This is a genomic window from Microbulbifer sp. ABF4_148 (assembly GCF_056158985.1).
In genome coordinates this window covers 1,845,353-1,870,202 of the sequence record NZ_JBSWUI010000001.1, presented here as the reverse complement: position 1 = coordinate 1,870,202, position 24,850 = coordinate 1,845,353, and the positions used below count along the sequence as shown (strand labels likewise).

20 protein-coding genes are annotated in these 24,850 nt (G+C 59.0%); 6 read left to right on the top strand and 14 right to left on the bottom strand.

The window, feature by feature from the left end:
• Nucleotides 1-21 precede the first annotated feature (21 nt).
• Nucleotides 22-957: a glycoside hydrolase family 16 protein gene (locus tag ACXAD0_RS08085; RefSeq protein ID WP_475087860.1), complete on the top strand. Its 936-nt coding sequence runs from the start codon at nt 22-24 to the stop codon at nt 955-957.
• A 107-nt stretch (nt 958-1,064) separates the two neighbouring features.
• Nucleotides 1,065-2,186, top strand: coding sequence for a transmembrane glucosamine N-acetyltransferase NagX (gene nagX / locus ACXAD0_RS08080; protein WP_475087859.1), 1,122 nt, complete (start codon nt 1,065-1,067; stop codon nt 2,184-2,186).
• Between the two features lie 129 nt (nt 2,187-2,315).
• Here the strand turns inward: nagX and ACXAD0_RS08075 are convergent, their stop codons facing one another.
• Both ACXAD0_RS08075 and ACXAD0_RS08070 read right to left on the bottom strand, forming a co-directional pair.
• Nucleotides 2,316-2,672 carry a DUF4870 domain-containing protein gene (locus ACXAD0_RS08075; RefSeq protein WP_475087858.1) on the bottom strand — a complete coding sequence of 119 codons (357 nt, stop codon included), beginning with the start codon at nt 2,670-2,672 and terminating at the stop codon, nt 2,316-2,318.
• 36 nt (nt 2,673-2,708) lie between these two features.
• Nucleotides 2,709-3,152 carry an N-acetyltransferase family protein gene (locus tag ACXAD0_RS08070; RefSeq protein WP_475087857.1) on the bottom strand — a complete coding sequence of 148 codons (444 nt, stop codon included), beginning with the start codon at nt 3,150-3,152 and terminating at the stop codon, nt 2,709-2,711.
• Nucleotides 3,153-3,321: 169 nt separating this feature from the next.
• On the opposite strand from ACXAD0_RS08070, the gene ACXAD0_RS08065 reads away from it, so the two are divergent.
• Entirely contained in the window at nt 3,322-4,095 is a 774-nt protein-coding gene (locus ACXAD0_RS08065; protein WP_475087856.1) for a glycosyltransferase, read from the top strand.
• A 151-nt stretch (nt 4,096-4,246) separates the two neighbouring features.
• Here ACXAD0_RS08065 and katG read toward each other — a convergent pair whose 3' ends face one another.
• The 6 genes from katG to ACXAD0_RS08035 form a co-directional block, all read right to left on the bottom strand.
• A complete protein-coding gene (katG, locus tag ACXAD0_RS08060; protein WP_475090343.1) occupies nt 4,247-6,469 on the bottom strand; it encodes a catalase/peroxidase HPI in 2,223 nt (740 codons plus the stop codon).
• Between the two features lie 179 nt (nt 6,470-6,648).
• Nucleotides 6,649-7,341 carry a DUF1294 domain-containing protein gene (locus ACXAD0_RS08055; RefSeq protein ID WP_475087855.1) on the bottom strand — a complete coding sequence of 231 codons (693 nt, stop codon included), beginning with the start codon at nt 7,339-7,341 and terminating at the stop codon, nt 6,649-6,651.
• Nucleotides 7,342-7,368: 27 nt separating this feature from the next.
• Nucleotides 7,369-9,930 (bottom strand): ATP-dependent helicase HrpB, encoded by a 2,562-nt coding sequence (hrpB, locus tag ACXAD0_RS08050; protein WP_475087854.1) that lies wholly within the window; start codon nt 9,928-9,930, stop codon nt 7,369-7,371.
• Between the two features lie 16 nt (nt 9,931-9,946).
• Nucleotides 9,947-11,965, bottom strand: coding sequence for an acyltransferase family protein (locus ACXAD0_RS08045; protein ID WP_475087853.1), 2,019 nt, complete (start codon nt 11,963-11,965; stop codon nt 9,947-9,949).
• A 215-nt stretch (nt 11,966-12,180) separates the two neighbouring features.
• Entirely contained in the window at nt 12,181-13,320 is a 1,140-nt protein-coding gene (locus ACXAD0_RS08040; RefSeq protein WP_475087852.1) for a hypothetical protein, read from the bottom strand.
• A 133-nt stretch (nt 13,321-13,453) separates the two neighbouring features.
• On the bottom strand, nt 13,454-13,993 hold the full coding sequence (locus tag ACXAD0_RS08035) for an NADPH-dependent FMN reductase (protein ID WP_475087851.1): 540 nt from the start codon (nt 13,991-13,993) through the stop codon (nt 13,454-13,456).
• Between the two features lie 157 nt (nt 13,994-14,150).
• Between ACXAD0_RS08035 and ACXAD0_RS08030 the strand changes: the two genes are divergently transcribed.
• Complete coding sequence (locus tag ACXAD0_RS08030; RefSeq protein ID WP_475087850.1) at nt 14,151-15,068, top strand: LysR family transcriptional regulator; 918 nt, start codon at nt 14,151-14,153, stop codon at nt 15,066-15,068.
• A 101-nt stretch (nt 15,069-15,169) separates the two neighbouring features.
• Here ACXAD0_RS08030 and rhlB read toward each other — a convergent pair whose 3' ends face one another.
• A complete protein-coding gene (gene rhlB, locus ACXAD0_RS08025) occupies nt 15,170-16,654 on the bottom strand; it encodes an ATP-dependent RNA helicase RhlB (RefSeq protein ID WP_475087849.1) in 1,485 nt (494 codons plus the stop codon).
• Between the two features lie 150 nt (nt 16,655-16,804).
• Nucleotides 16,805-17,431, bottom strand: coding sequence for an HvfX family Cu-binding RiPP maturation protein (locus ACXAD0_RS08020; RefSeq protein WP_475087848.1), 627 nt, complete (start codon nt 17,429-17,431; stop codon nt 16,805-16,807).
• Between the two features lie 87 nt (nt 17,432-17,518).
• On the opposite strand from ACXAD0_RS08020, the gene ACXAD0_RS08015 reads away from it, so the two are divergent.
• Both ACXAD0_RS08015 and ACXAD0_RS08010 read left to right on the top strand, forming a co-directional pair.
• Entirely contained in the window at nt 17,519-18,892 is a 1,374-nt protein-coding gene (locus ACXAD0_RS08015) for an MATE family efflux transporter (protein ID WP_475087847.1), read from the top strand.
• A 121-nt stretch (nt 18,893-19,013) separates the two neighbouring features.
• Nucleotides 19,014-20,480, top strand: a complete 1,467-nt coding sequence (locus ACXAD0_RS08010; protein WP_475087846.1) for a succinylglutamate desuccinylase/aspartoacylase family protein — start codon at nt 19,014-19,016, stop codon at nt 20,478-20,480.
• 19 nt (nt 20,481-20,499) lie between these two features.
• Here the strand turns inward: ACXAD0_RS08010 and ACXAD0_RS08005 are convergent, their stop codons facing one another.
• The 4 genes from ACXAD0_RS08005 to hemA form a co-directional block, all read right to left on the bottom strand.
• Nucleotides 20,500-21,408, bottom strand: a complete 909-nt coding sequence (locus ACXAD0_RS08005) for a cation diffusion facilitator family transporter (protein ID WP_475087845.1) — start codon at nt 21,406-21,408, stop codon at nt 20,500-20,502.
• Between the two features lie 33 nt (nt 21,409-21,441).
• Nucleotides 21,442-22,272, bottom strand: a complete 831-nt coding sequence (gene prmC / locus ACXAD0_RS08000; RefSeq protein ID WP_475090341.1) for a peptide chain release factor N(5)-glutamine methyltransferase — start codon at nt 22,270-22,272, stop codon at nt 21,442-21,444.
• 8 nt (nt 22,273-22,280) lie between these two features.
• Nucleotides 22,281-23,363: a peptide chain release factor 1 gene (gene prfA / locus ACXAD0_RS07995; RefSeq protein ID WP_475087844.1), complete on the bottom strand. Its 1,083-nt coding sequence runs from the start codon at nt 23,361-23,363 to the stop codon at nt 22,281-22,283.
• 62 nt (nt 23,364-23,425) lie between these two features.
• Nucleotides 23,426-24,718, bottom strand: a complete 1,293-nt coding sequence (gene hemA, locus ACXAD0_RS07990; protein ID WP_475087843.1) for a glutamyl-tRNA reductase — start codon at nt 24,716-24,718, stop codon at nt 23,426-23,428.
• Between the last annotated feature and the right edge of the window lie 132 nt (nt 24,719-24,850).

The window sequence follows — 24,850 nt, the reverse complement described above, 5'->3', positions numbered from 1 at the left end:
GACAAGCAAGGATTTTCACTGATGCCCACAACCGAGCTATATCGAACAGCCCGCCTGACATTAATCGCCGCACTGGCAACAATGTTGACTGCTTGCAGCACTGAGAAGCCAGCAGCCCAAGCGGCCGTCCTGTTCGATGACTTCAGCTATTCTTCCCTTGCAGAAATGGAGCAAAACACCTGGCGTGTTCGCACAGAAACCGGACATCCGGGAGTCACCGGGGCCCGCTGGTCCGCGGAGGGCATCAGTTTTCTGGACGACGAAGCCAATCCGGGTAATACGCTGTTGCGCATGGCCTCCTATACCAGCGGCCGCGGAGAAAACACGCGGCATACGCAATTTTGTCACCAGAGAAAATACCTCGACGGCACCTATGCCGCACGCGTGTATTTCCGTGACGCGCCGAGCCAGGGTCCCGATGGGGACCAGATTATCGAGACCTTCTACACCATCAGTCCGCTGGCAGCGCCAATGGACCCCGACTACAGCGAAATGGATTTCGAATATCTCGCCAATGGCGGCTGGGGAGAGGAAGACCACGGGTTATTTGCCACCAGCTGGGAAACATTCAAACTGAATCCCTTTATCAAGGACAATGAATACACTGTAAAACAAGGCAGTTTCGCTGGCTGGCATACGCTGGTATTACAGGTCGCCGATGAGCGTATCCGCTATTTTGTGGATGGTGAGCAGTTCGCAGAGCACAGCGCCCATGTGTACCCGGAAGCACCGATGTCCATCAACTTCAACCTGTGGTTTGCCCAGGAAGGCCTGATCGACTCAGAAGAACAGCGCCTGTATGAACAGGATGTAGACTGGGTCTACCATCAGGCGGGCAAGATACTGACACCCGCCCAGGTACAGCAGGCGGTGGAAACCCTGCGGAGCAATGAGGTGACCTATCGCGATACAGTCACCGAGTGGCAACCGCGACTCGATTCCCCCTGTGGACTTTGATCCATCGGTCAACTCAGACAAAGACCAGCAAACACAACCCGGCATCGCCTGCGCCTCCAGCGGGCAATGCCAACCCCACGGCATCAGGCACGGAATCAAGTAGTACCATGCAACAACAGACCGACAACACCTCCACTGGCCGCCGGCGCCTGGCATCCGTCGATGCCCTGCGCGGCTTCGACATGTTCTGGATCATCGGGGGCGAATCACTCTTCGCTCCGCTGTTCGCGCTGACCGGGCTTGGCGCATTTGCCTGGGGGCAGACCCAAATGCAGCATAGCGTGTGGCATGGCTTCACGCTCTACGACCTGATTTTTCCGCTGTTTATCTTTCTTTCCGGTGTTACCCTCGGTCTGGCCAATAAAACCCTGCGGGGCCAGCCACCACAGCGACGCCAGACTGCCCACAAGAAAGCGATAAAAAGGCTGCTGATCCTGATTGGTCTCGGTGTCCTCTATAACCACGGCTGGGGCTCAGGTATGCCCGCTGACCTATCCGAAATCCGCTTTGCGAGCGTACTCGCCCGCATTGGGTTTGCCTGGTTTTTTGCCGCGCTGATTGTCTGGCACTTTCGACCGACCATCCAATATCTGATTTTCGCTGGCATTTTGTTTGGCTACTGGCTCGTGCAACTCGGGCTGGGAGATTTCACCGCCTCGGGTTCTATTAATGCGGCAGTGGACCAGTGCTGCCTGCCAGGCATCACGTATCAGGGCAAGCCCTACGACCCTGAAGGACTGTTGTCTACCTTGCCCGCCGTCGCCAACGCACTCGCCGGTGTGTTTGCCGGCCGCTGGCTGCATCTGCACGCTGACCAGCCACGCAAACTACTCGGGGGCCTGCTCCTCGCGGGGCTCACCACTTTCCTGCTCGGCTGGATATGGAATCTGGTTTACCCGGTGAATAAAGATTTATGGACGAGTTCTTTCTCTCTGGTCACCATCGGTTGTAGCCTGCTATTTCTTGGCAGTTTCTACCTGGTCGCGGATATTTGGAAATGGCGCAGGTTTACCACGCTATTTGCCGTGATCGGCTGCAACGCGATTCTGGTCTACATGGCCACTAGCCTGGTGAACTGGACCTACACCAGCAAGAGCCTGTTTGGCGGGATTGCCTCCGCACTCACCTCTGCAGACGCCGGTCACCTGGTGATTGTCATCGGCGTGCTGGCAGTACAGTGGATCATTCTCCACTGGCTCTATCGCCGAAAGTTGTTTATCAGTCCCTAGCCGCCCGCGTCACCCGCCCAGAGTGGTAGTTTTCCACAAGGACACTCCCTGGGCGACATGGACCGATACCAACTACCTTCCGTTGCCACGTGCCACACCTGATGGTCGTTACGCGACTCCGGCGCAAGACTAATGGAAAAAGCGGATGCTCAGGGGATATGGCCAGAGAATCCCGTCATTCGCCTTGACGGCCCCAACGACAACAAACACGATATTGAGCAACATCAGTACAAACAGACCAAAGATCCCGATCACAAAGAACACCAGGATCAGGCAGATAATCGAATAGATAATGGCACTGATGATCCAGTTCATAATCACCTTGCCATGACGATCAATTTCATCAGATTGGTCCCGGGTAGTCGCCCACATCACAACCGGCAGAATGAGACCGGCCCAGGGGATGATAAACCCTGCCAACTGGCTCAAGTGGAGCAGCATCAGGAAAGTTCTCTGCTCCAGTCCCCAGGGTTTGAATTCCGTCATTGCGCTTGCTCTCCGTGAATAGATGTTAACCGTGGTTCAAAGCGTGAGTTCGTAGCTGAAAAACGCTTCGTTGGCCTTTTTATAGCCCAGCTTCTCATACAGGTGCTGGCCCGCGAAGTTGGATTTCCCCGTCATCAAGTCGATTCTCACCGCACCCGCATCTCGTGCATAGTTTGCAGCGGTTTCCATCAACGCTTCTGCGACGCCTTCTCTGCGGCTATCAGGTTCAACGAACAGGTCATACAGGACAAAAATACGCGAAGCCGCAAGCGAGCAAAAAGTTGGGTACATCTGCACAAACCCCCTGATTCGATCGCCGGAACGCGCGACAAAAATCCGGGAATCCGCTGCGCGCAAGCGCTCCCCCAAATACTGCCGACACAGGTCGACGTCTGACGGAAGCTCATAGAATTGCCGATAGCAATCAAACAAACTGGCTATTGCTTCAAGATCTCTGATATCCGCGGGTACAACGTTCACTTTGACTCCCTGCCCTGTCTTTTGGCTTCTGGCTTCTGGCTTCCTCGTTATCCGGGAGTCAGCATGTTACCTGATACCCTTCAACGTATTTTCACCAAACCTGTCGAATTACTGTCATACCGAAAGCTTACGCTCTGGTCAGCGCAGCCATCTTAACGGACAAATCAGTATGAACACAGAGCCAGCAGCCAGTGTCAATGTACTCTGTATGAAGTGGGGGCCGAAGTATGGCCCCGAGTACGTCAATCGATTGTCTCAACAAGTGCGTCGCTGGCTGACATTGCCGCACCGCTTTGTTTGCCTGACCGATGACCCTTCGGGGCTATTACCCACAGTTGAGACACTGCCCATACCCGATCTCGGCATCCAGGGGAGATTGGGCAATACAACCTGGCGCAAGCTCAGTGTATTCAGCGAATCACTGGGCGACCTGCAGGGGCCAACGCTGTTCCTGGATCTGGATATCGTCGTTTGTCAAAATCTCGATCGCTTTTTTACCTATCAGCCCGACAAGATTTGCATCATTCACAACTGGATATCGCCGCACAAGACGTTCTTTCGGGCGCGCCCGGAAATCGGCAACTCCTCCGTATTCCGTTTTCCGGCGAATGCGTGCGGATATATTCTCGAAAAATTCCAGAACGAAAAGCAGCAGGCACTGCAGCAGTGGTGGCCACCGCAAACCTATCTGACAGAGTGTATTCGCGACCAGATGTGCTACTGGCCTGACGCCTGGGTACGCAGCTTTAAATTCCACTGCCGCCGCGGCTTTCCGTTGAACTATGTGCTGTCTCCGCGTACACCGGAACGGGTCGGAGAGCCCAGCATCGTCGCCTTCCACGGTTTGCCGCATCCTCATCAGGCTCTGCAGGGCTATGAAGGAAAGAAACTGCACCACTTCACCAAGCCTGCGCACTGGATCCGAGAGCACTGGGGGGAGTGATGCCCACCGGCGTCAGGATCTGCAGGTACGCATCATGGGTGAAAGTAGCTTGCTATGGCAGAAGTCGTCGAGCGAAAAGTACCGGGGCCTGATTGATGACAGGCCCCGTCAAGCAGTAAAGGTGGTCAGGCAGGCGTGACAAGACCAATAATCAGTCGAATCGGTCCTGATTCATCACTTTGTTCCAGGCGGCAATAAAGTCACGTGCAAATTTTTCTCCGGCACCATTGAACGCGTAGACCTCGGCAACCGCCCGCAATTCGCTGTTGGAGCCAAAGATCAGATCGACCGGTGTGGCCGTCCACTTGCGTTGGCCACTCTTCCTGTCCACGCCCTCATAGATTCCCTCCCCCTGCGGGGCCTTTTTCCATTGGGTCGACATATCCAGAAGATTGACAAAGAAGTCGTTACTGAGGACGCCCGGACGGTCGGTGAATACACCATGCTTGGAACCGCCATTGTTGGCACCCAATACCCGCATGCCACCGATCAGCACCGTCATTTCAGGCACGGTCAGGTTGAGTAGACTGGAACGGTCCACCAGCATTTCCGTCGGTGAACTGACATTGCCCTTCGCATAGTAATTGCGAAAACCATCGGCGGTAGGCTCCAGCACAGCAAATGATCCCGTATCTGTCTGCTGCTGTGTGGCGTCGACCCTGCCAGGCCGGAAGGGAACTTCAATTTTGTAACCCGCTTTCTGCGCGGCTTGCTCGATGGCGGCGGACCCACCCAACACAATCAGATCGGCGAGCGAGACCTGTTTGCCGCCCCGATTAAATTCACTTTGGATCTTGCGCAGCCCATCCAGTACTTTGGACAGCTCGGCAGGCTCATTGGCAGACCAGTCTTTCTGTGGCGCGAGCTGGATTCGTGCACCGTTGGCACCGCCGCGCTTGTCAGAATTACGGAATGTCGAAGCGGACGCCCAGGCAGTGCGGACCAGTTCCGGCGTAGTGAGTCCTGACCCGAGGATTTTTGACTTCAGTGCAGCGACATCGGCACCCGACAGTGTCCCCCCTTTGGTGGTGGGCAGCGGATCCTGCCACAGCAGCGCACCATCTGGCACTTCGGAACCCAGATAGCGTGATTGCGGCCCCATATCCCGATGGGTCAGCTTGTACCACGCCTTGGCAAACGCCTGCTTGAACTCATCAGGGTTTTCCAGAAAACGTTTGGAAATCTCCCGATACGCAGGGTCAAACTTCAGCGACAAGTCGGTAGTCAGCATAATGGGTGCGTGACGCTTGGACGGATCGTGGGCATCTGGCACCAGGCTCGCGGCATTTTTGTCTTTCGGAATCCACTGCACGGCACCTGCAGGGCTCTTCGTCTTTACCCAGTCAAAATTGAACAGGTTCTGCAGGTAGTTGATGCTCCACTGGGCGGGGGTCACCGTCCAGGCACCCTCGAGACCACTGGTAAAGGTATCGTCGGCATTGCCACTGCCACATTTGTTTTTCCAGCCCAACCCCTGTTCCTGAATATCGGCCGCCGCAGGTTCCGGACCGATACAGTCTGCTTTCACCGCCCCGTGCACTTTGCCGAACGAATGTCCTCCGGCGATCAGGGCGACAGTCTCTTCATCATTCATCGCCATGCGCGCGAACGTTTCCCGAATATCCTTGGCGGCTGCCACCGGATCCGGATTGCCATTGGGACCCTCCGGGTTCACATAGATCAGGCCCATCTGCACCGCTGCCAATGGCTGCTCGAGTTGACGGTCGTCCTCGTAGCGCTTGTCATCGAGCATTTTGGTCTCCGGCCCCCAGTACACCAGGTCCGGTTCCCAATCATCTTCCCGCCCGCCGGCGAATCCATAAGTTTCGAACCCCATGGACTCCAGCGCTACGTTGCCAGCCAACACCATCAAGTCCGCCCAGGAAAGCTTTTCCCCATATTTTTGCTTGATCGGCCAGAGCAGGCGCCGGGCCTTGTCGAGGTTGGCGTTATCCGGCCAGCTATTGAGCGGATCAAATCGTTGCTGACCGCCGCCCGCGCCGCCCCGGCCATCCGTCACCCGGTAGGTACCGGCACTGTGCCATGCCATGCGGATCATCAATGGACCGTAGTGACCAAAGTCGGCAGGCCACCACTCCTGGGAATTGGTCATCAAGGCCTCAAGATCTTTCTTGACGGCATTCAGGTCGAGCGTCTTGAAGGCTTTGGCGTAATTGAAGTCTGGCCCCAGCGGATTGGATTCCGCCGAATGGCTGCGCAGCGGAGATAAATCCAGTTGTTCTGGCCACCAGAATTGATTGGGTTTCGGAGTCCCCGGCGGCAGGCTGGGAGGCGCGGCACTGGCGCCCGCGGCCGAGAGTAACGTACATGCAGCCAACAAAAAGGCCGACAGAAAGGCGGCGGAGTTTCGCAACATAGCCAGAATCCCACTTGTTATTTACCTCTAGGTAAGACTCTAGATATATAGAGATGGGGAATCTCGCAAGGAAATGGGGATCTAACAGGCGCCTTTTTCGGGCGCCCGTTGTCACCTACAAACCCGTTCAGCGTTGATGCGGCTTTTTCGACAAGCCGGCGACCAGCTCGATCCAGTCACCACTGCTGCGAACTGATCTCGCGCCATATTCGCTCCAGGTGGGGAACCGGGTAGCGAACTTCATAAGGCAGGGTATTTCGCAGCCATCGGTCGCCCTCGTGTGTTGCGAGATAGCCAAGGCCACCCAGGTTTACCAACACCGTCAACCAGAACACGCGACGGAATCCCCGTTTGCTCGATTTGTGTCGGAATATTCCCTGAGCCAGCATCGCACCCGGCCAGCCACCCAATAACGACCAGACGTGGAGAGTTATCTCGGGAGTCCGCCAACGTCCCGCCCTGGCCGCTCGTTTGTCGAGCCAGTACAGAATAAACGTCACCCCGGCCAGCAGCAGATACAGCAACGGGATCAGCGGAGGCAATCCGCGCTGATTCTGCAGATAGACCATTAACACACCAAAACCAGCGACCCACAGGACAGCGACAGCCAGCAAATTTCCACCAGCAGAAGTCGCCACCTTTTTTTCCGGCCGATGCCCGCTCACTGGGCGAACAGCAATAGCGCGCTCGCGGCCATTGTTGTCACGGGACAGTTTGAACCGCACCGCCAGGCCCACCTCAGGCCTGCGGTGCCGCCGACTATAATCGGTAATGTGCACAAACAGTCTTTCCGCACCCGTCACCGATCGGATAAATCCGTAACCTTTTTCATCGTCCCAAATCTCGATACTGCCCGTTAGCTCCGACATCGTGTTTCCCTGCCATGCCCGCATACATTACATGCGTTTTTTTGTTTTATTGGTTGCCTGCGCTACGCGCGGATCATCTGGCCAATAGTGCTTTTGATAGCGAATGCGTAATTCTTTTTTTACTTCTTCGTAGGTATTTTCCCAGAAACTCGCGAGATCCCGGGTAACCTGTACCGGACGTTGCGCCGGCGACAGCAGGTGCAGCATCAGGGGAACGCGGCCAGACAATATTGCCGGCGTTTCAACCAGGCCGAACATCTCCTGCAAACGGACGGCGAGCACCGGCGGGTCCTCTTCATAACGAATCGCGATGCGTGATCCGCTCGGCACTTGCAGGTGTGTGGGCACCAATTGATCGAGTGCCTGCTGGCAGTCCCAGGATAGCTGCGCCAATAGTAGCCCGCGTAAATCCAGCTGGCGCAGCTGCTCCAGACGACTCAATCCCTGCAGGTGTGGAAGCAACCAGGATTCCATACTTTCGAGCAAGCCGGCGTCACTCCAGTCAGGCAGCTGGAGGTGAGCGAGATCACCGTAAACTGGCAGATACTTTCCGAGAAAATTCACTCGCGCCCGCAACGCAAGGGCCTCCCTGCTCCACGGAAGGCTGTCGAGACCGCTCTGTCTGATCGCATCGAGCAGTGCGCTGCTCATCTGTTCGGGGGAAACGTCTCGCGCTGGACGCTCTTCCAGCACCAGGCCGCCAAGCATCAGGCGCTCACGGGCCACCACCCTGGCTGCGGACTGGTCCCAGCGCACAAAGGTGTTGCGCGTTACGGGACCGGCAAAGCCCGCTTCCAATGCCTGTCGAGGGATACGTGCCGCCAGTTGAATACGCGCATCGCGCCCTTCACCATCCAGCTCGGCGACGACGAGAAACTCTTCGTGGGCCAGGGGATCCTCATGAGAAAAATGCGCGCCGCGCCCACCGGACAACAAAAAGCGGCGATCGCGATCACGTCGATTTTGCGCAATTCGGTCGGGATAGGCCAACGCCAGCAGAACGCCGACGGCATCACTGCTGTGCGGGCCGGACGCAATCGGTTGCTCCGCTTCCGCATGCTGACGCAGCTGTTGCATCCAGCTGCGTGCCTGCTGGCGGATACGCTGGATAGCGCCGCGATCTGCCTGATCGATCCTGGTTGTCCCCTGCAACACATCCATGCGCTTTTGAATGTCCCGATCCCAGCGCTGTTCGCCGCGGAAAATATCCCGCTCCGACAGCAGCGCCGCCAGCAAGCTCGCCTCCGATTGCAGCCCCCAGTCCTGACTGCGAATCAACATATGGGCGAGACGGGGATGCAGGCCCAACGACAGCATCAGTGCGCCATGCGAGGTAATCCGTCCATCCGCATCCAGCGCGCCCAGAGCAGCAAGCAACGCTCGCCCCTGTTCAAAGGGGCCTGGCGGAGGTACGTTCAGCCAACGCAATTCTGTCGGATCGGCAATCCCCCACTGTGCGAGCTCCAGCACTAGAGGGGTCAGGTCACCAAGGAGAATCTCGGCGGTGTTCTTCGATGGCAGCGACTGCTGGCGAGACTCTGTCCAGAGGCGCAACGCGTAGCCGGGGCCGAGCCTGCCGGAACGACCGCTGCGCTGGGTCGCCGAAGCCCGAGAGATCGGAGTCGTTAGCAACCGGCTCATCCCGCTATTCGGATCAAAGCGCGACTCTCGCATCAGCCCGGAATCAACCACCAGGGAAATGCCATCAATCGTGAGGCTCGTTTCCGCCACATTGGTGGCCATCACAATCTTGCGCTGACCGTCCGGGGCCGGGGCAATGGCCGCGTCCTGCTGCTGGCGATCGAGATCGCCATAGAGGGGTGCCAGCAATACCGCATTGTCTCTCGTCGCCAGTCGTTCTTTCAGCAGCTTTTCCAGCTGACGAATCTCGGCCACGCCCGGCAGGAATGCGAGCAAACTGCCCGCTTTTTCATCGAGTAACTCGATAATCTTGCGAGCCATCAGGGCGGGAATCTCACGGACATCCTGGGGCTGCTGTCGGGGTGGGAGATAGTCCACCTCCACCGGGAAACTGCGCCCCTCACTGATCACCACCGGAACAGGGCCCGACTCTGCTCCACCGAGCAAACCCGACACGCCCTCGGTATCCAGCGTTGCAGACATTACAAGCAGCTTCAGGTCCTCCCTGAGGACCTCCTGAGATTGCAGACACAGCGCAAGGGAGAGGTCCGCCTGCAGATTGCGCTCGTGGAACTCGTCGAAGATGACGAGTGCGGTACCTTCCAGCTCGGGATCCGATTGCAGCATCCTCGTGAGCACGCCCTCTGTCACCACCAGAATACGTGTCTGTTGACCGTGGCGGCGTTCTCCCCGGACCTGGTAGCCCACCGTTTGGCCAACGCTTTCCCCGAGCAGCTGCGCCATGCGACGCGCGGCACTGCGCGCGGCAAGACGGCGGGGCTCGAGCATGATGATATTGCGTCCGCGCAGCCAATCGGCGTCGAGCAGTGCCAGCGGCACAGCAGTTGTTTTTCCCGCGCCGGGGGGCGCCTGCAGGACAACGTTGGGGTTTGCCGCCAGTGCCGCTTTCAACTCCGGCAACACGGCATAAATGGGAAGATCTGACATGGGCGGGATTATACCCTCAGTGGCTTTCACCCGAAGCCAATCGGCTGTCACTGATGAGTACCCGGTCCAGCATGGGCGGAATCAGGATCCGGGAGCCATGCGTACTCAAATGGTCATCGTCGCGATACAGGGGCACACCACCCGTTTCAATGGCACAGACGGGATCGCACAGCACTTCACTCAAGCCGGCAACCTTTCCTTCATGGCGCTCGGCAATCGCGTGAATCATGGCATTCGCCCGCTGGTTACGCACCTGAACCTCAGCGAGACTGGGGGGCTGCTGTAACTTGGCGCCGATAAATTCCGCATTGACCACTGCGACCGGCACCGAATAGCCGATCTCGGGAAGGCCCTCGACAATCACGACGTTCCTGCCGGAGTCACGAATGCGCGCGACGGTTGCTTCCAGCCCGAAAAAGCTCAGCGAGAAGTTATCGCGATCCGCCGGTGTGCCCGTGGCGAGTGGTGACAACCCCAGACTGGCTGGCTTACCGCTCTCTCCCGCCGCGCGACTGCCCTCCACCGTAAAAGCCCACCGCGCCACCAGAATTACTGTGCGGATATCCGGTCGCTCTTCGATGAAGGTCATGACCCGTTCATTAAACCGGTCGCAGCCATGCCCTTCCGACATGTCCGTGCGGACCACCCCCAGTAATGGCGCACAACTCGATTTGACCGCCGCCAGTCCCTGCAGTCCTCGCTGTTCGAGCCACAGTGAGAAACCCGGTAAAGCAGCGGCACCATGCGAGTCTCCCCAGAGAAAGTAATCCGCGGGCTGATCCGGCTCAACATCAACACCAAATCCACACAAGCCCTCTTCAGGCAAGCGTCCCATACACCGCTTGTGTTCTTCCGGACGCTCCACTGCCTGCTCGTAGGTCGCGAGCAATTCCGGCGGCAAGCGGTCGGGAAATCCTTTGCCGGCACTGATGGCAATCGCCAGCACGCTCATTCCAACTGCGCCCAATCCCGCCCAACGAAAGACCGCAACGCGCTCACGCAGCAAGCCGCTCGAATGACGGAATGGCTGTTCGACCCACTTCCAGCTGATGCCCGCCAAGATCAATGACACCAGCACCGCTTCCAGTGCCTGCGGCAATGGCAGGTGCGTGGCCCCCGCGTGCAGTCGGTAGAACACCAGGACCGGCCAGTGCCAGAGGTAGAGGGAATATGAAATCAGACCGACGGCCACCAGCCAGCGCAAAGACAAGAGCCTGCCCACCACGTGCATTCGCTGCTGACCGGCCCAAATCAGGCCGGCTGCGCCGAGACAGGGCAACAGCGCCGCATAACCGGGGAATGCCGTACTGGAATCAAATTGGACAATACTGAATACAATGACAATCAGGCTGACTACGCCGACCGTGTTGACCACGCCCTGCCGCTGGCAACCCGGTACTGCACCCAACGCGAGTAACGCCCCAACGCCCAGCTCCCACATCCGCACCGGTGTCAGAAAATAGGCGGCAAACGGATTGGTACTGGTCGTCCAGATCGAAGTCATCAGTGAGGCGAGGGACAAAACGCCTACCGCAGCGAGTGCCAACCCGCGACGCCGACCGGCCAGTAGCAGCACCAGCGGAAAAATCAGGTAGAACTGTTCTTCCACTGACAGGGACCAGGTGTGTAGCAGGGGCTCCCATTCCGCAGCCTGCCCAAAATAATCCTCGGTGGTGCGCCAGAACCAGAAATTCGATGCAAAGAACAGGGTCGCCAGCGCAGACTGGCCAAGCCCCTTGAACATATCCGGGGGCAGCAGAAACCAGCCGGCAGCCATGCACACCAGCAAGACAGCAAATAGCGCGGGAAGAATGCGTCGGGCTCGACGCTCGTAGAAACGTCCCAGGGAAAATTCGTCGCGACCAATCTCGCGGTGCAGGATGCCCGTAATGAGATAACCGGAGATCACGAAAAAGAGATCGACACCGACATAACCGCCGGCAAACCCCGGCAGGCCTGCGTGGGCAAAAACCACAGGCAACACGGCAAGGGCCCGTAACCCGTCTATGTCTGGGCGGTAGGATGACTGGCTCAAAAACGAAAACCCCGGAAAGACGATCTTATGCTGCTTCACGACAGGCCATTGCGCCCGCTGCGTGAATCGAGGGCATTCCAGAGACTCGCCCATACGGCCCGGCCAATCCGGGGCACGGGATACAAACCGCTTTTTACCACACTGGCTGGCGGCTTGGCAGCGAGAAACGCATAGAATGGGCAGTCAGTCGCAGATTGGCGGCCGGGGGGCGTGGGCTAGCGGCCGGATCGTTTCTTGCGCAGGCGTCGGTACCAGGGCTCGGCAACCAGAGGTGCCCGCGCGGTGCCGGACAGACAGTCTGCGAAAGACTTCAGGGTAGCGGCATCCACCTTGTATGCCGCCCCCCCTTTACACCAGTCGGAAAGCAGGAGATCCCTCAGTGCTACCGGATCAGAAACCTGTGTGGAAAACAGATCTGGTACCCAGGCAGCCAAGTCTGTGGCTGTGATCTGATCATTACCGGTCACAGGGAATCGCGAGAAATCATCGGAAAAAGCCATCCCTGAGCGGTGCCCAAGGAAGCGATCATTCAGCTGGCGATTGCTTTCGGCAAAGGCGAGGAAGAAAGCCTGTGCATCCGCACGGGAGGGGAGCATTTTCGTGGCGGCATCACAATCACGCATGCCCGGCTTGAGCTTACGAATATCCGCAGGCGCGACCCCGAGCTCCAGAAGTTTATGGGTCCACAGCGCCTCTTTGCGACACACCGCCTCGTTCACCCGTGCTGACGGCAATTCGACACCATCACCCAGTATCGCGGCAAAGTCCGTCACCAGATCTCCACCCTGCAGGCTGTCCGGCTCAAAATCCCGGACAACGAGGGCCTCGCGGCCAAAGGCTTCTTCCCAAAGACAGAGCTTGGCAAAGTAATCGTAATAGCCCCTGACGGCTGGTGTCAGTGCGGGCAGCGCACCCTCTGCGTGGCCGAACAATTTACTCGACGAACTGCGTCCCACTTCGACACCGCGGGCGCCTTGCTGTTTGAATGAAATGGCCTGTAAATCCTGACGGCGGAGATAGGCGACAACCCGCACTTCATCAAAGTACTGACGACATAATGTCGCGAGACGCTGGATATCCGCCGGCTGGGTCAGGTAGCACAAATGCTCAGCGGAGACGATGACGCGGTCACCGCGACTGTCACTGAGCAATTTTGTCAGCCGGTCATTGAGGCTGAAGCTGAGTTCACCATCGTTCAGAGAGACATCAACGGCACCGGAGGAATTTCCTTTCTTGCCGAGAGCAAGAAACTCAAAGCCCTGAGCCTTCAATCCCTGGCGATGATTGTGCAGGGCCAGCTGCAGGGAGCTGGAACCCGTCTTGTGAAATCCGATATGGAGGAAAAGCGAGCGCATACCTTTCGGGCCTTGATGGACGAAGCCAGCAGGCCGGATTCTCCGGCCTGCAAACGCGCTATGTTACCCGAATTTCTTTTGTGCTCTACCTATCCTCCGACCGGATGGGCCATTTGCTGGCCCGCCAACCTGTTCAGCCGGCCGGCTCCAGTGCCAGTTGTGCCACCGCTTCCCGCACCTGGGCCGCCACGGCGTCGGAGGTGGGCTGGCCGCTTTCTCCATCAAAATTGTCGAAGAACTTGGGCACCGAAACAGCGGCTTTCACTTCGGCGCCAAAGTAAGGGGCAGAAGCCTTTGCGGCAGCCAGCACGCTCTGAGCACCACCCGGACCAGGCGAAGTCGCGAAGAGTACAACCGGTTTCCCCTGATACACGCGCATATCGATACGAGAGGTCCAGTCATACAGATTCTTGTAGGCTGCGGTGTAGGAGCCGTTGTGCTCTGCATAAGAGATCAAGATCGCGTCCGCCTCGCCAATTTTCTTGAAAAATTGGTGGGCAGCTTCCGGGATACCGCCGTCGTTTTCCCGGTCGATACTGTAGATGGGCATCTCGTAGTCATTCAGGTCGATCAACTCGATTTCCGCCCCTTCCAGCTGGGAGGTGGCATAGCGCACCAGTTGCTGGTTGATGGACTGTCGGCTGTTGGTCGCTGCAAAGGCAAGTACTTTCATCTTTCTCTCCATTTTCGGGGCGTCCTGCCGCACATGCAGCGCCACCTTGATTGATAAGCGGGTAAGTTGCCCGCGTCACTTGCTGCACACTGTACATTGACCACAGATGTTGATTAACCACGTAAATGTGTAATGATTATTTCCAAATAGAGGGTAATTGGACACAGAATTGGCGATTAACACCCACCTACTGGACGGCATGGTCATTTTTGCCGAAGTCGTGCAGCACGGTAGTTTCACCGCTGCCGCCGCCGCTACGGGCTTTTCGACTTCCTATATCAGCAAGGAGATCAACAAGCTCGAGGAGCGTCTCGGGGTACGGTTGCTCAATCGCACCACTCGCTCCCTCAACCTCACCCCGGAGGGCGGGCAGTACTTCCAGCAGTGCCAGCAAATCATCGACGACGCCCAGCAGGCAGAAAATGCCCTGAGCGGTGGCCAACTGGAGCCGTCCGGCCGCCTGCGCGTCAGCTGTCCGGTCAGCCTCGGTTTATCGCGGCTGCGCCCGGTGATTCCGGATTTTCTCACCCGCTATCCGCGCGTCTCCCTGGAGCTCGACCTGAACGACCGCAAAGTGGATGTCATCGCCGACGGCTTCGATGTGGTCATACGGGCCTCGGCCAGACTGGAGGACTCCTCGCTGATCAGCCGGCGCTTTATGCAATCGGAAGGGGTGACCCTCGCCTCCCCGGACTATCTGCGACAGCGAGGCACCCCCACACACCCTGGCGAGCTGACCGGACACGACACCATCAGCTACAGTAACCTGCCGACACCGGAAACCTGGCAATACCAGGACCGTGCGGGAGACACCCTGTCGGTGAAGCTGGGGAGCCGGGTGCTGACCAACAGCCCGGAAATGGCGCTGGCGCTGTGCAAGGCGGGCCAGGGGATCACTCGCCAACCACGCTTCAATCTGAGCGATGAACTGGCGCATGGTGAACTGGTGGAGCTGTTCAGCGATTGGCCCCGGACCGTGATTGATGTGTTTCTGATTTATCCCAGCCGCAAACACCTTTCCGCCCGGGTGCGCAGCTTTATCGACTTTGTCAGTGCCAGAGTCGGTAACCGGTAAAGGCCTGGTTCAACTGACGCCACAGACAAAGGCTTCGCGCACAAAAAAGGCCGGATAACCCGACCTTTTTGTGTGCGAATCCGGAACCTTCCGGACCACCCTTACGAACGACGCGGCCGACGTCCGCCACCGCCGCCTCGCCGACCGCCGCCGCGGCCATCACGGTCACCGCCGCTGCGCTTCACTTCCACTTTCGGCGGCTCAGTGAGCAGTTCCACCGGGGGCACCTCACATTTCAGCTTCTGCCCCAGCAGTGTCTCGATGGGTTCGAGACGCATAGCATCGTCCTCACAGGCGAAGCTGATGGACGTGCCGGTTTTACCCGCGCGCCCTGTCCGCCCAATGCGATGTACGTAATCTTCCGGCTCCTCAGGCAGGGTGTAATTCACCACGTGGCTGATGCCATCGATATGAATACCACGCCCGGCAACATCGGTGGCAACCAGTACTTTGGTCACACCATTCTTGAAGTCTTCCAGGGTGCGAACCCGCTTGTTCTGGGCGACCTCACCGGACAGCAAACCGGCTTTGATGCCATGTGCTTCCAGGTGCTCGTGCAAACGACGGCACTGATCCCTGCGGTTGGCAAACACGATCAGACTATCGACGTCTTCATCCTGTAAGATGTTGTACAGCAACGCATATTTCTCGTCGCCCGCAACCATATAAATACGCTGTTCCACCGTATCGGTGGCCACCCGCTCGGGTTCAATCTCGACAATCTCGGGCTCATCGGTCCACTGTTCAACCAGCGAATCCACCTCAGGAGTAAACGTCGCAGAGAAGAACATGGTTTGACGGTGGGTCTTGCGCGGCGTCTGGCGAACGATACGGCGCACCTGGGGGATAAAGCCCATATCCAGCATGCGGTCCGCCTCGTCAATCACGAGGATTTCCACCTGGTCGAGGTAACAGTCACGGTTGCTGGCAAAATCCAGCAGACGGCCAGGGGTTGCGACGAGAATATCGACCAGGCGCTCGTTCAGCTTACGCTGTTGCTTCGCATAATCCATACCGCCGACGAGGGTATGGATCTCAAGGTCCGTGTACTTGCACAGTGCCTTGGCATCGTCGGCAATCTGCATCACCAGCTCGCGGGTCGGGGCAATAATCAAAGCCCGTGCTTCGCCCGCGTAGCGCTCGCCGTCGAAGGGGTTTTTCAGCAGGTCATCAATAATGGTGACCAGGAAGGCAGCGGTTTTACCGGTGCCGGTCTGAGCCTTACCAACCAGATCGTGGCCATTGAGGGTGTGCGGCAGCGAGCGGCCCTGAATCGGGGAGGCGTACTGGAATCCGAGATCGTAGATGGCGTGCATCAGCTCCAGCGGCAAATCCAGATCGTGGAAGCGGACCTTGCCCTCCTCCTCTGGCACCTGAAACTGGTCCAGGCTCCAGGGTGCTGCCGGCTTGCTCTTGCGGCCACCACGACGGCGTCCGCGGCTGCGGCCCTTGCCCTCACCGGCACCTTTGCCTTCGCCAGAGCCTTTGCTGTCGGCGTTTGCGGCAGATTTGGCCTCGGGAGTCGGCGCCTTGCTGCTGGTCTCGCCAGCTTGATCACCGCCCTTGTCCTGGCCGCGACGGAACATCTTTCCTATCAAGAGATTACTCGCTCAAATGTTCAAATAATCGGCGAGTATATCATCTATGCACCGGTACGGGGCCCCTGTTCGCCTCCTTACACCGTGATGTAACAGCCCAGTCACCGCACTGCAATCCCCGAGCACCCGCTGGAAACGCTAGGCGTTACCCCGACTCAGGCGACGGCATAGCCAGTAATCGAGGCTGACAAAGCGGCCGCCCCCGGTGCCCAGCAGCGCCAGCAACATGACAAAGTAAGTGGCGGCAAATTCGATGCCGTTCTTGAGAACGGTCAGGTTCCCCGCCTCCGTAAGCCAACTGTAATTGCCATGGGCTTTCAACAGCTCTACCGCCTTGTCTTTGCGCACTGATGCAGCCTCGATGAGGTCTTCACGCCATTCCCAGGGCATGGTCAGTGTTTTCTCCGGCAGCGCATGCCACCCGTATTGCCAGTGGGCGGTGACCGCAGCGACCGCCATGACGACCAGTAACGGCACCGCCGCCAGTCGTGTACCGAGCCCCAGCAGCAAGGCGATGCCGCCCAGCAATTCGGTGAGGGCCGCAAGCCAGGCCATCAGCATGGGCGCCGGCAAACCGAGTCCCCAATCCGGATTACCGAACCAGGCCGCCACGTCTCCGATGTTGCCCACCTTGTTCAAGCCCGCGAGGATAAAAATAGGGGCGAGAAACAAGCGCAATGCCAACGGCCCCAACCAATCGATCGAATTGGTAAAACGCAGGAACGCCGCGTAAAAGCGATTGAACCAGCCCAGTGCGCCATCCATAATCCAGCCCTCTTCTACGATATGTGATGAACCCTTAGTCGACCGGCGCCCCCGAGTCTTACACTCGAGTTACTGTAGCCCCTATTTATGCTCAAACTGACCAAACGGGCGATCGCCACTGAATTTTCTCGCCTGGCGACACTGGGCGGCCCGCTGATCATCAGCAACCTGGCCGTGATCAGCATGGGTGTTACCGACACAATCGTTGCCGGCCGCGCCGGCGAAATTGACCTGGCGGGCCTGGCGCTCGGATCCAGTATCTGGGCCGTGTGTGCAGTCACCCTCATCGGCCTCCTCGCGGCCGTCTCTCCCATCGTGGCCAACTTGCGCGGCCAGCGAAACGAAGTGGGTGCGGCCAACCAGCTGCTGCAGTCTTTCTGGATCGCCACCGCCGGTGGCCTGGTGGTGGTCGCGGGATTATTGACCGCTCCCTGGTGGAGCCAGCTGATCGATACCGAGCCGGAAGTGCGCCGGGTCATGGTCGACTACCTCGCGGCGCTCGCTATTTCCAGCCTGCCGTTTGCCTGGGGAACCTGCCTGCGGGGCTATTGTGAGGGCATGGCGCAAGTGCGCCCGGTCATGCGTATATATCTGGCCGCGGCAATCCTGAACATTCCGCTGGATATCCTGCTGGTATTCGGCGCCGGCCCGATTCCCGCCATGGGCGGGGCCGGCTGTGGCTGGGCGACCTGCCTGGTCAGTTGCTGCATTGCCATCGCCCTCTGGTGGCATGCGGGCAATGACCCGGCCTATCGCCACCTCAAACTCAGCCTGAAACTGCCGAGACCGCACTGGCCGACACTGCGCCACCAGCTGGCCGTCGGCCTGCCGATTTGCGTGGGTGCCGGCAGCGAAGTGACATTCTTTGCCAGCCTCACCCTGCTGCTGGCCTCTTACGGCGCAACCATCGTCTCCGCCCATCAAATTGGCATGAGCATCGGCTCGGTGTTCTACCTCGTTGCCCTCGCACTGGCACAGGCACTGAGTATTCGCGTCGCGCACTTGCTCGGCCAGGGGCGACCAAAGCGGGCCTATTTCTCCAGCAAAGTCGGCATCGGTACCGGTATGCTGTATGCGCTGGGCACCGGCCTGCTGCTGATTGTGATGCGCGAACCCTTCGTCAGGGTTTACACCAGCAACCCGGACATCATCGCTGTGGCCACCAACCTCCTGCTGCTCTGTGCCGCCTTCCAGCTATTGGATGTGGCCCAGGCCATGGCGTGGGGCGCACTGCGCGGTTACAAAGACACCCGCGCCCCAATGTACCTGCAGATTTTCTCCTACTGGCTGATCGGGCTGTCCAGTGCGTATTGGCTGGGAGAGGCATTCTGGGGCGTTTACGGGTACTGGGTCGGGATTTGTGTGGGTCTCGGTGTCGCCTCGATCCTGCTCGGTCTGCGTCTCCGGTACACGTCGCGCAAGACGATCGCGACCTATCCGGGCATGCAGCCGCAAGCCTGATCGGGTTTTCGTCGAACGTGACGCAATTTTCATGGAACGCTTTGTCTATAATCCGGCTCCAAAGGATAACCGGTGCTGCGATACGGCAACCGGCCCGAAATATAAGAGAGTGGAGTCCCGAATGCCCCTGCGCCCGCTGATGCGCCAAGTCATCTTTTCCGCCAGCCTTGGCCTCGCAGTATTGCCGGCCTTTTCCCTCGGGCAGGCAGAGGGGCAACAGGAACCCCAGCAGCCCGCTCAGGAGCCGGCGCTCCCCAAAGCGGAAAACCAACAGCTGGATCAGCCCCTCAGAGAAGACGAGCTGCCGAAGCCGCAACCAAAGCAGGAAGTTCCGCCAGAGCCAAGTAGTGACGACGCCGCCCCGGCCATCGCTCCCGCCCCGCCCATTGAACCCGCGCCAACCCTGGATGCGCCGGGCGAAGGCCCCACAGAGACGGAGGAAGTCGAGGATCCCGACGCGCCCCGGTCACTCCGGCTGCTCGGTACCGAAGTCCCCCCCTCCACCGCGACACGCCTGGCCTGGTCACCCAGCCAGCACTTTGAAGGCGTTTACAGCAACACCGCCGTGCTGGTGGTCAACGGCAATAAACCGGGCCCAACCCTGTGCCTGACTGCAGCGATCCACGGGGATGAGCTGAACGGGATCGAAACGGTGCGACGGGTGCTGTATGACCTGGATCCGGAGAACCTGAACGGCGCTGTGATCGGTGTTCCTATCGTCAATTTGCAGGGCTTTCACCGGGGATCTCGCTACCTGACCGATCGTCGCGACCTGAACCGTCACTTCCCCGGAGATCCGAATGGCTCTTCCGCGTCGCGCATCGCCCATTCGTTTTTCCACGAAATCATCCTGCAGTGTGACGCTGTGGTGGACCTGCATACCGGTTCGTTCTATCGCACCAACCTGCCCCAGTTACGCGGGGACCTGACCAACCCCAAAGTGGTGAAACTCACCAAGGGTTTTGGCTCGACCGTCGTGCTGCACAGTGATGGCGCCAAGGGCACTTTACGACGCTCCGCGGTCAATGCCGGCATCCCCACGGTCACCCTCGAAGCCGGTGCACCAATGGTGCTCGACGAGACATCGGTGAGCCACAGCGTGAAGGGTATCCGCACCCTGCTCAATCAGCTGGGTATGGTGAGCAAGTTTCGCCTGTGGGGAGATCCGGAGCCGGTTTATTACAATTCCACCTGGCAACGCGCGACCACCGGCGGGATCATTTTCAGTGAGGTGGAACTGGGCCAGTCGGTACGCAAAGGGGATTTACTCGGAACCGTGACAAACCCCATCACCAATGTGCGCACCGAGATCCGATCGCTGCACAACGGTCGCGTGCTGGGCATGGCGATGAACCAGGTGGTACAACCGGGCTTCGCGGCTTATCACATTGGTATCCAGGCGCCGGAAGAGCAGATCAGTCCGCCGGAAGAGGTTACCGCGGGCGAGGTAAAACCAGAGACATCCCCACCGGCCGAAAGCCCGCAGGAGACCCCTGTCGAGGAGGCCGCAGCGCCGGCCACCACTCCGGAAACACAAACCCCCACCGAGGCTCAGGACGAAGATCCGGACACCGCTGACGACGAGTGATCGCGTCGAGCATTGAAGGTTATGTTCTCGGGTTGGAGACCCGATCAATCACCTCGGCCTGTGCTAACGCCAGCGGCTCGGGCTGCAGGGTAATATGATTGATCTCATAGCGCTGGATCAGCAGCTCGCGCAACCGCTGCAGCACCTGCGGCCAGGCCTGCAGGTCGTCCACCACAATATGCGCAGACAGGGATATGGTGCGCGAGTCCAGACGCCAGATGTGCAGGTCATGCACGGAACGCGCGCCCTCCACCGCCGCCATCGATTCACCAACCACGGGCAGACTCAGCTCCCGCGGTACCCGCTCCATTAACACGTCAATCGAGTCCCGCAGCAACCGCAGGCTCGAGGCGAGGATCAACAGACAGATCAGCATGGACAGCAAAGGATCGATCGGGGTCCAACCGGTGAAATAAATCACCGCCCCGGCCAGCAGTGCCGCTACAGAGCCGAGCAGGTCACCCATTACATGTAGCAGCGCACCGCGGATATTGAGGGTTTGCTCTCCCCGGTGCAGCGTCCACGCCACCAGGATATTCACCAGCAAACCGATCGCGGCAATCACCATCACCATACCGCCCTGAACCGGCTGCGGCGCGCGCAACCGGTCAATCGCCGCCACGCCAATGGCCACAATAATCAGCAGCATAAACACTGCATTGGCAATGGCCGCCAGCACTTCGGCGCGCCCCCAGCCGTATGAGAGCTCCCGATCCGCGGGCTTGCGTGCCAGCAGTGCCGCCACCACGCCCAGCGCCAGCGCGAGGCTGTCGGTGGCCATATGGCCGGCATCCCCCAGCAGAGCCAGCGAACCGGACAGCAGCCCGCCGACCAGCTCCACGAAGGCAAAACTCAGGGTGATGATCAGCCCGAAAACCAGGGGCCTTAAATGTCCGGAACCGTGTCGGTGATGGGAATGTTCGTGCATGCAATCCTTGCCTTGCCATTCAGGTTCGTCGGGTCAGCGTCGCCCGAGCGTCAGGCGCTCTCTGTCTCCATAATCGTGGCGACTGGACACTTCGCGCAAGCCCACCGCACGGAAAATTTGCTGCACGGCCGCGGCCTGCTGCCAGCCATGTTCCACCACTAACCAGCCGTTGTGCACCAGCCGATGCATCGCACCGGCTGCAATCTGCTCGATATCCGCGAGCCCGTCGTGCGCGGCAACCAGTGCAGACTGCGGTTCAAAGCGCACGTCGCCTTCATGCAGGTGGGGGTCGGCGATATCGATATACGGGGGGTTGCTGACGATGAGATCGAAAGTCGCCTGCGGATCCAGGCATTCAAACCAATCGCTCTGTTGAACGTCCACGTTGGCAAGGCCCAGGGCAGAGCGATTCTCTTCTGCCAGCGCCACCGCCTGTGCAGATTTTTCCAGCGCGCAAACCCGCCAGTCTGGTCGCTCGGAGGCGAGCGCCAACGCGATCGCACCGGTACCTGTACCGAGATCGAGTACCTGCGCCCCTGGCCGGGTGCACAGCTCAAGCGCAACCTCTACGAGCAGTTCAGTTTCGGGTCGCGGGATCAGGGTCGACGCATCAACCTTCAGATCGAGAGACCAGAATTCCCGGCGACCCGTGAGGTGGGCAACGGGCACGCCCTGCGCGCGCTGCCGCAGGAGATCGTCAAAGCTTTGTTGCTGAGTCGGCGTCAGGGTTTTTTCCGGCCACGTATATAACCAGGTCCGCGTTTGCTGCAAAACATGCGCGAGCAAAACCTCGAGGTCGAGACGCGCACTGTCGCTGTCGGGTAACTCGCCTGTGCGCCGCAAATTGTCCTGAACGGTGCGCACCGCCACCATCAGCCGCCCAACGCCGCCAGCTGATCTGCCTGATGCTCGGTGCGCAGGGGACCGATCACTTCTTCCAGCGCCCCCTGCATAATCTCATCGAGCTTATAGAGGGTGAGACTGATGCGATGATCGGTCACGCGACCCTGGGGGTAGTTGTAGGTGCGGATACGCTCGGAGCGATCCCCGCTGCCGACCAGGTTCCTGCGCGCGTCGGAAATTTCCTGGGCCGCGGCAGCTTCCTGTTCGCTGCTCAGTTTGGCCTGTAGCAGCGCCATCGCCTTGGCCTTGTTTTTGTGCTGGGAGCGCTCATCCTGGCATTCCACCACAATACCGGTGGGAATATGGGTCAGTCGCACTGCCGAGTCGGTTTTGTTGACGTGCTGGCCGCCCGCTCCAGATGCACGATAGGTATCCACGCGCAGGTCAGCCTTGTTGATATCCACCGCCTCGCGCTCATCGGGCTCTGGCATAACGGCAACGGTACACGCCGAGGTATGGATGCGCCCCTGTGACTCGGTTTCCGGCACTCGCTGAACCCGGTGCGCACCGGATTCGAACTTGAGCTTTGCATAGACATCGTCGCCGGCAACGCGGGTAATAATCTCTTTGTAGCCGCCGTGCTCTCCCGCATTTTCACTGATGATCTCGAGGCGCCAACCTTCCTTTTCCGCGTAGCGGGAATACATGCGAAACAGGTCACCGGAGAAAATGGCCGCCTCATCCCCACCGGTTCCCGCACGGATCTCGAGGAATACATTTTTGCGGTCATTGGGGTCACGCGGTAACAGCAACGTCTGCAGTTCTCGCTCCAGCGGATCAAGCTGGCCTTCTGATTCGCGCAGCTCTTCCTGCGCCATTTCACGCATTTCCGGGTCGCTTTCTCCCAACATCTCACGAGCCGCCTCGATATCCTCGAGTAGCTGGCGATAGCGGCGATAGCACTGCACGACCTCTTCCAGCTCGGCATACTCGCGCGACAGTTCGCGAAACTGGTCCTGATCACTGATCACTTCCGCGTCGCTCAGCAGCGCGGAAACTTCCTCATGTCGATCGACCAGGTTATCGAGTTTTGTCTGAACCGACTCTTTCATGCATCACTTCTCTAAATTCTTTTCTCGGCGACTGCGGCCAGGGCTACCAGCCTTTTGGCTATTCAGTTCGCGTCTGACTTCACGTCGCGATCGAAATCGCTCTCGACTCCGGGCTCTTCCAGCCCGATCAGCTCGCGAGCAACCCGCAATCGTTCCAGATCACCTTCGGCGGTGGCGCGACGCATATTCACGGTGGGAGTATGGATCAGCTTGTTGGTCAGCGAGCGAGCCAATTGCTCGAGCAGACGACGGGGCTCACCGCCCTTGTCGAGGGCCTGCGTCACCTTGGCCAATTCCGAGTCACTAATTCGTTGGGCGTGCTCGCGATAACTGCGAATAGTATCGACGGCGCCCAGCGCGCGATGCTCCCGCATAAACCCGGCAGCAGCCACATCGACAATCTCGGACGCCGCCTCAGCGGCCTTCTCCCGCGAGCGCCTGCCCTCGTCAATGACACCGCGCAGATCGTCCACGGTATAGAGGTAGACATCATCCAGCTGACCAACCTGGGGCTCGATATCCCGCGGCACCGCAATATCCACCATAAACATCGGGCTGTGGCGCCGGGCCTTGAGGGCCGTTTCTACCGCGCCCTTACCCAGGATGGGCAACTGACTGGCCGTCGAGCTGATCACGATGTCAGCGCGTGGCAAATGTTCCGGGATGTCCGCCAGCAGAATGGCTTCCGCACCAAAGTTCTCCGCCAGTTGCTCCGCCCGGCTGAGCGTGCGATTGGCAACAATCAGCTGCTTGATGCCCTGCTCCAGCAGATGACGCGCAACCAGTTCGATCGTTTCACCGGCGCCAATCAGCAACGCGGTCTGCTGACCCAGATCAGTAAAAATACGCGACGCGAGGGAGACAGCAGCATAGGCCACCGAAACCGGGTTTTCCCCAATGGCGGTCTCCGTGCGCACTTTTTTGGCCACGGCAAACACCTGCTGGAAAACACTGTGTAACAGGCTTCCGACACTGCCCGACTCGCGGGCCACGGCGTAGGCAGATTTAATCTGACCAAGGATTTGCGGCTCGCCGAGTACCAGGGAATCGAGGCCACACGCCACACGCATCATATGGCGCACCGCCTCTTCGCCGGTATGGCGATAACTGCAGGCCTGCAGTTCGCCCAGATCGACCCGATGGTACCGGGACAACCACTCGAGCAGCTGATCCTCCGGGACCGAGCCGTAAATCTCGGTGCGGTTACAGGTAGAGAGAATGGCCAGCTCACGACAATCCAGCGCCGTGCGCGCATCCGCCAATGCCCCGGGCATGACTTCGGGAGCAAACGCAACACGCTCGCGCACTTCGACCGAGGCGCTGTCGTGATTAATTCCCAGGGCAAGGATTGGCATAAGTTCTCGCTGCTTTGAACACTCTGTCCTCGCGCGGGTCAAAGACCCTGGTCGCACGGGGACCGGTGGCGCATTTTCTGCCGCCACCGCGCCGCTTGCAAGGGCAGCACTGTGATCACCTGTTCAGTCAGG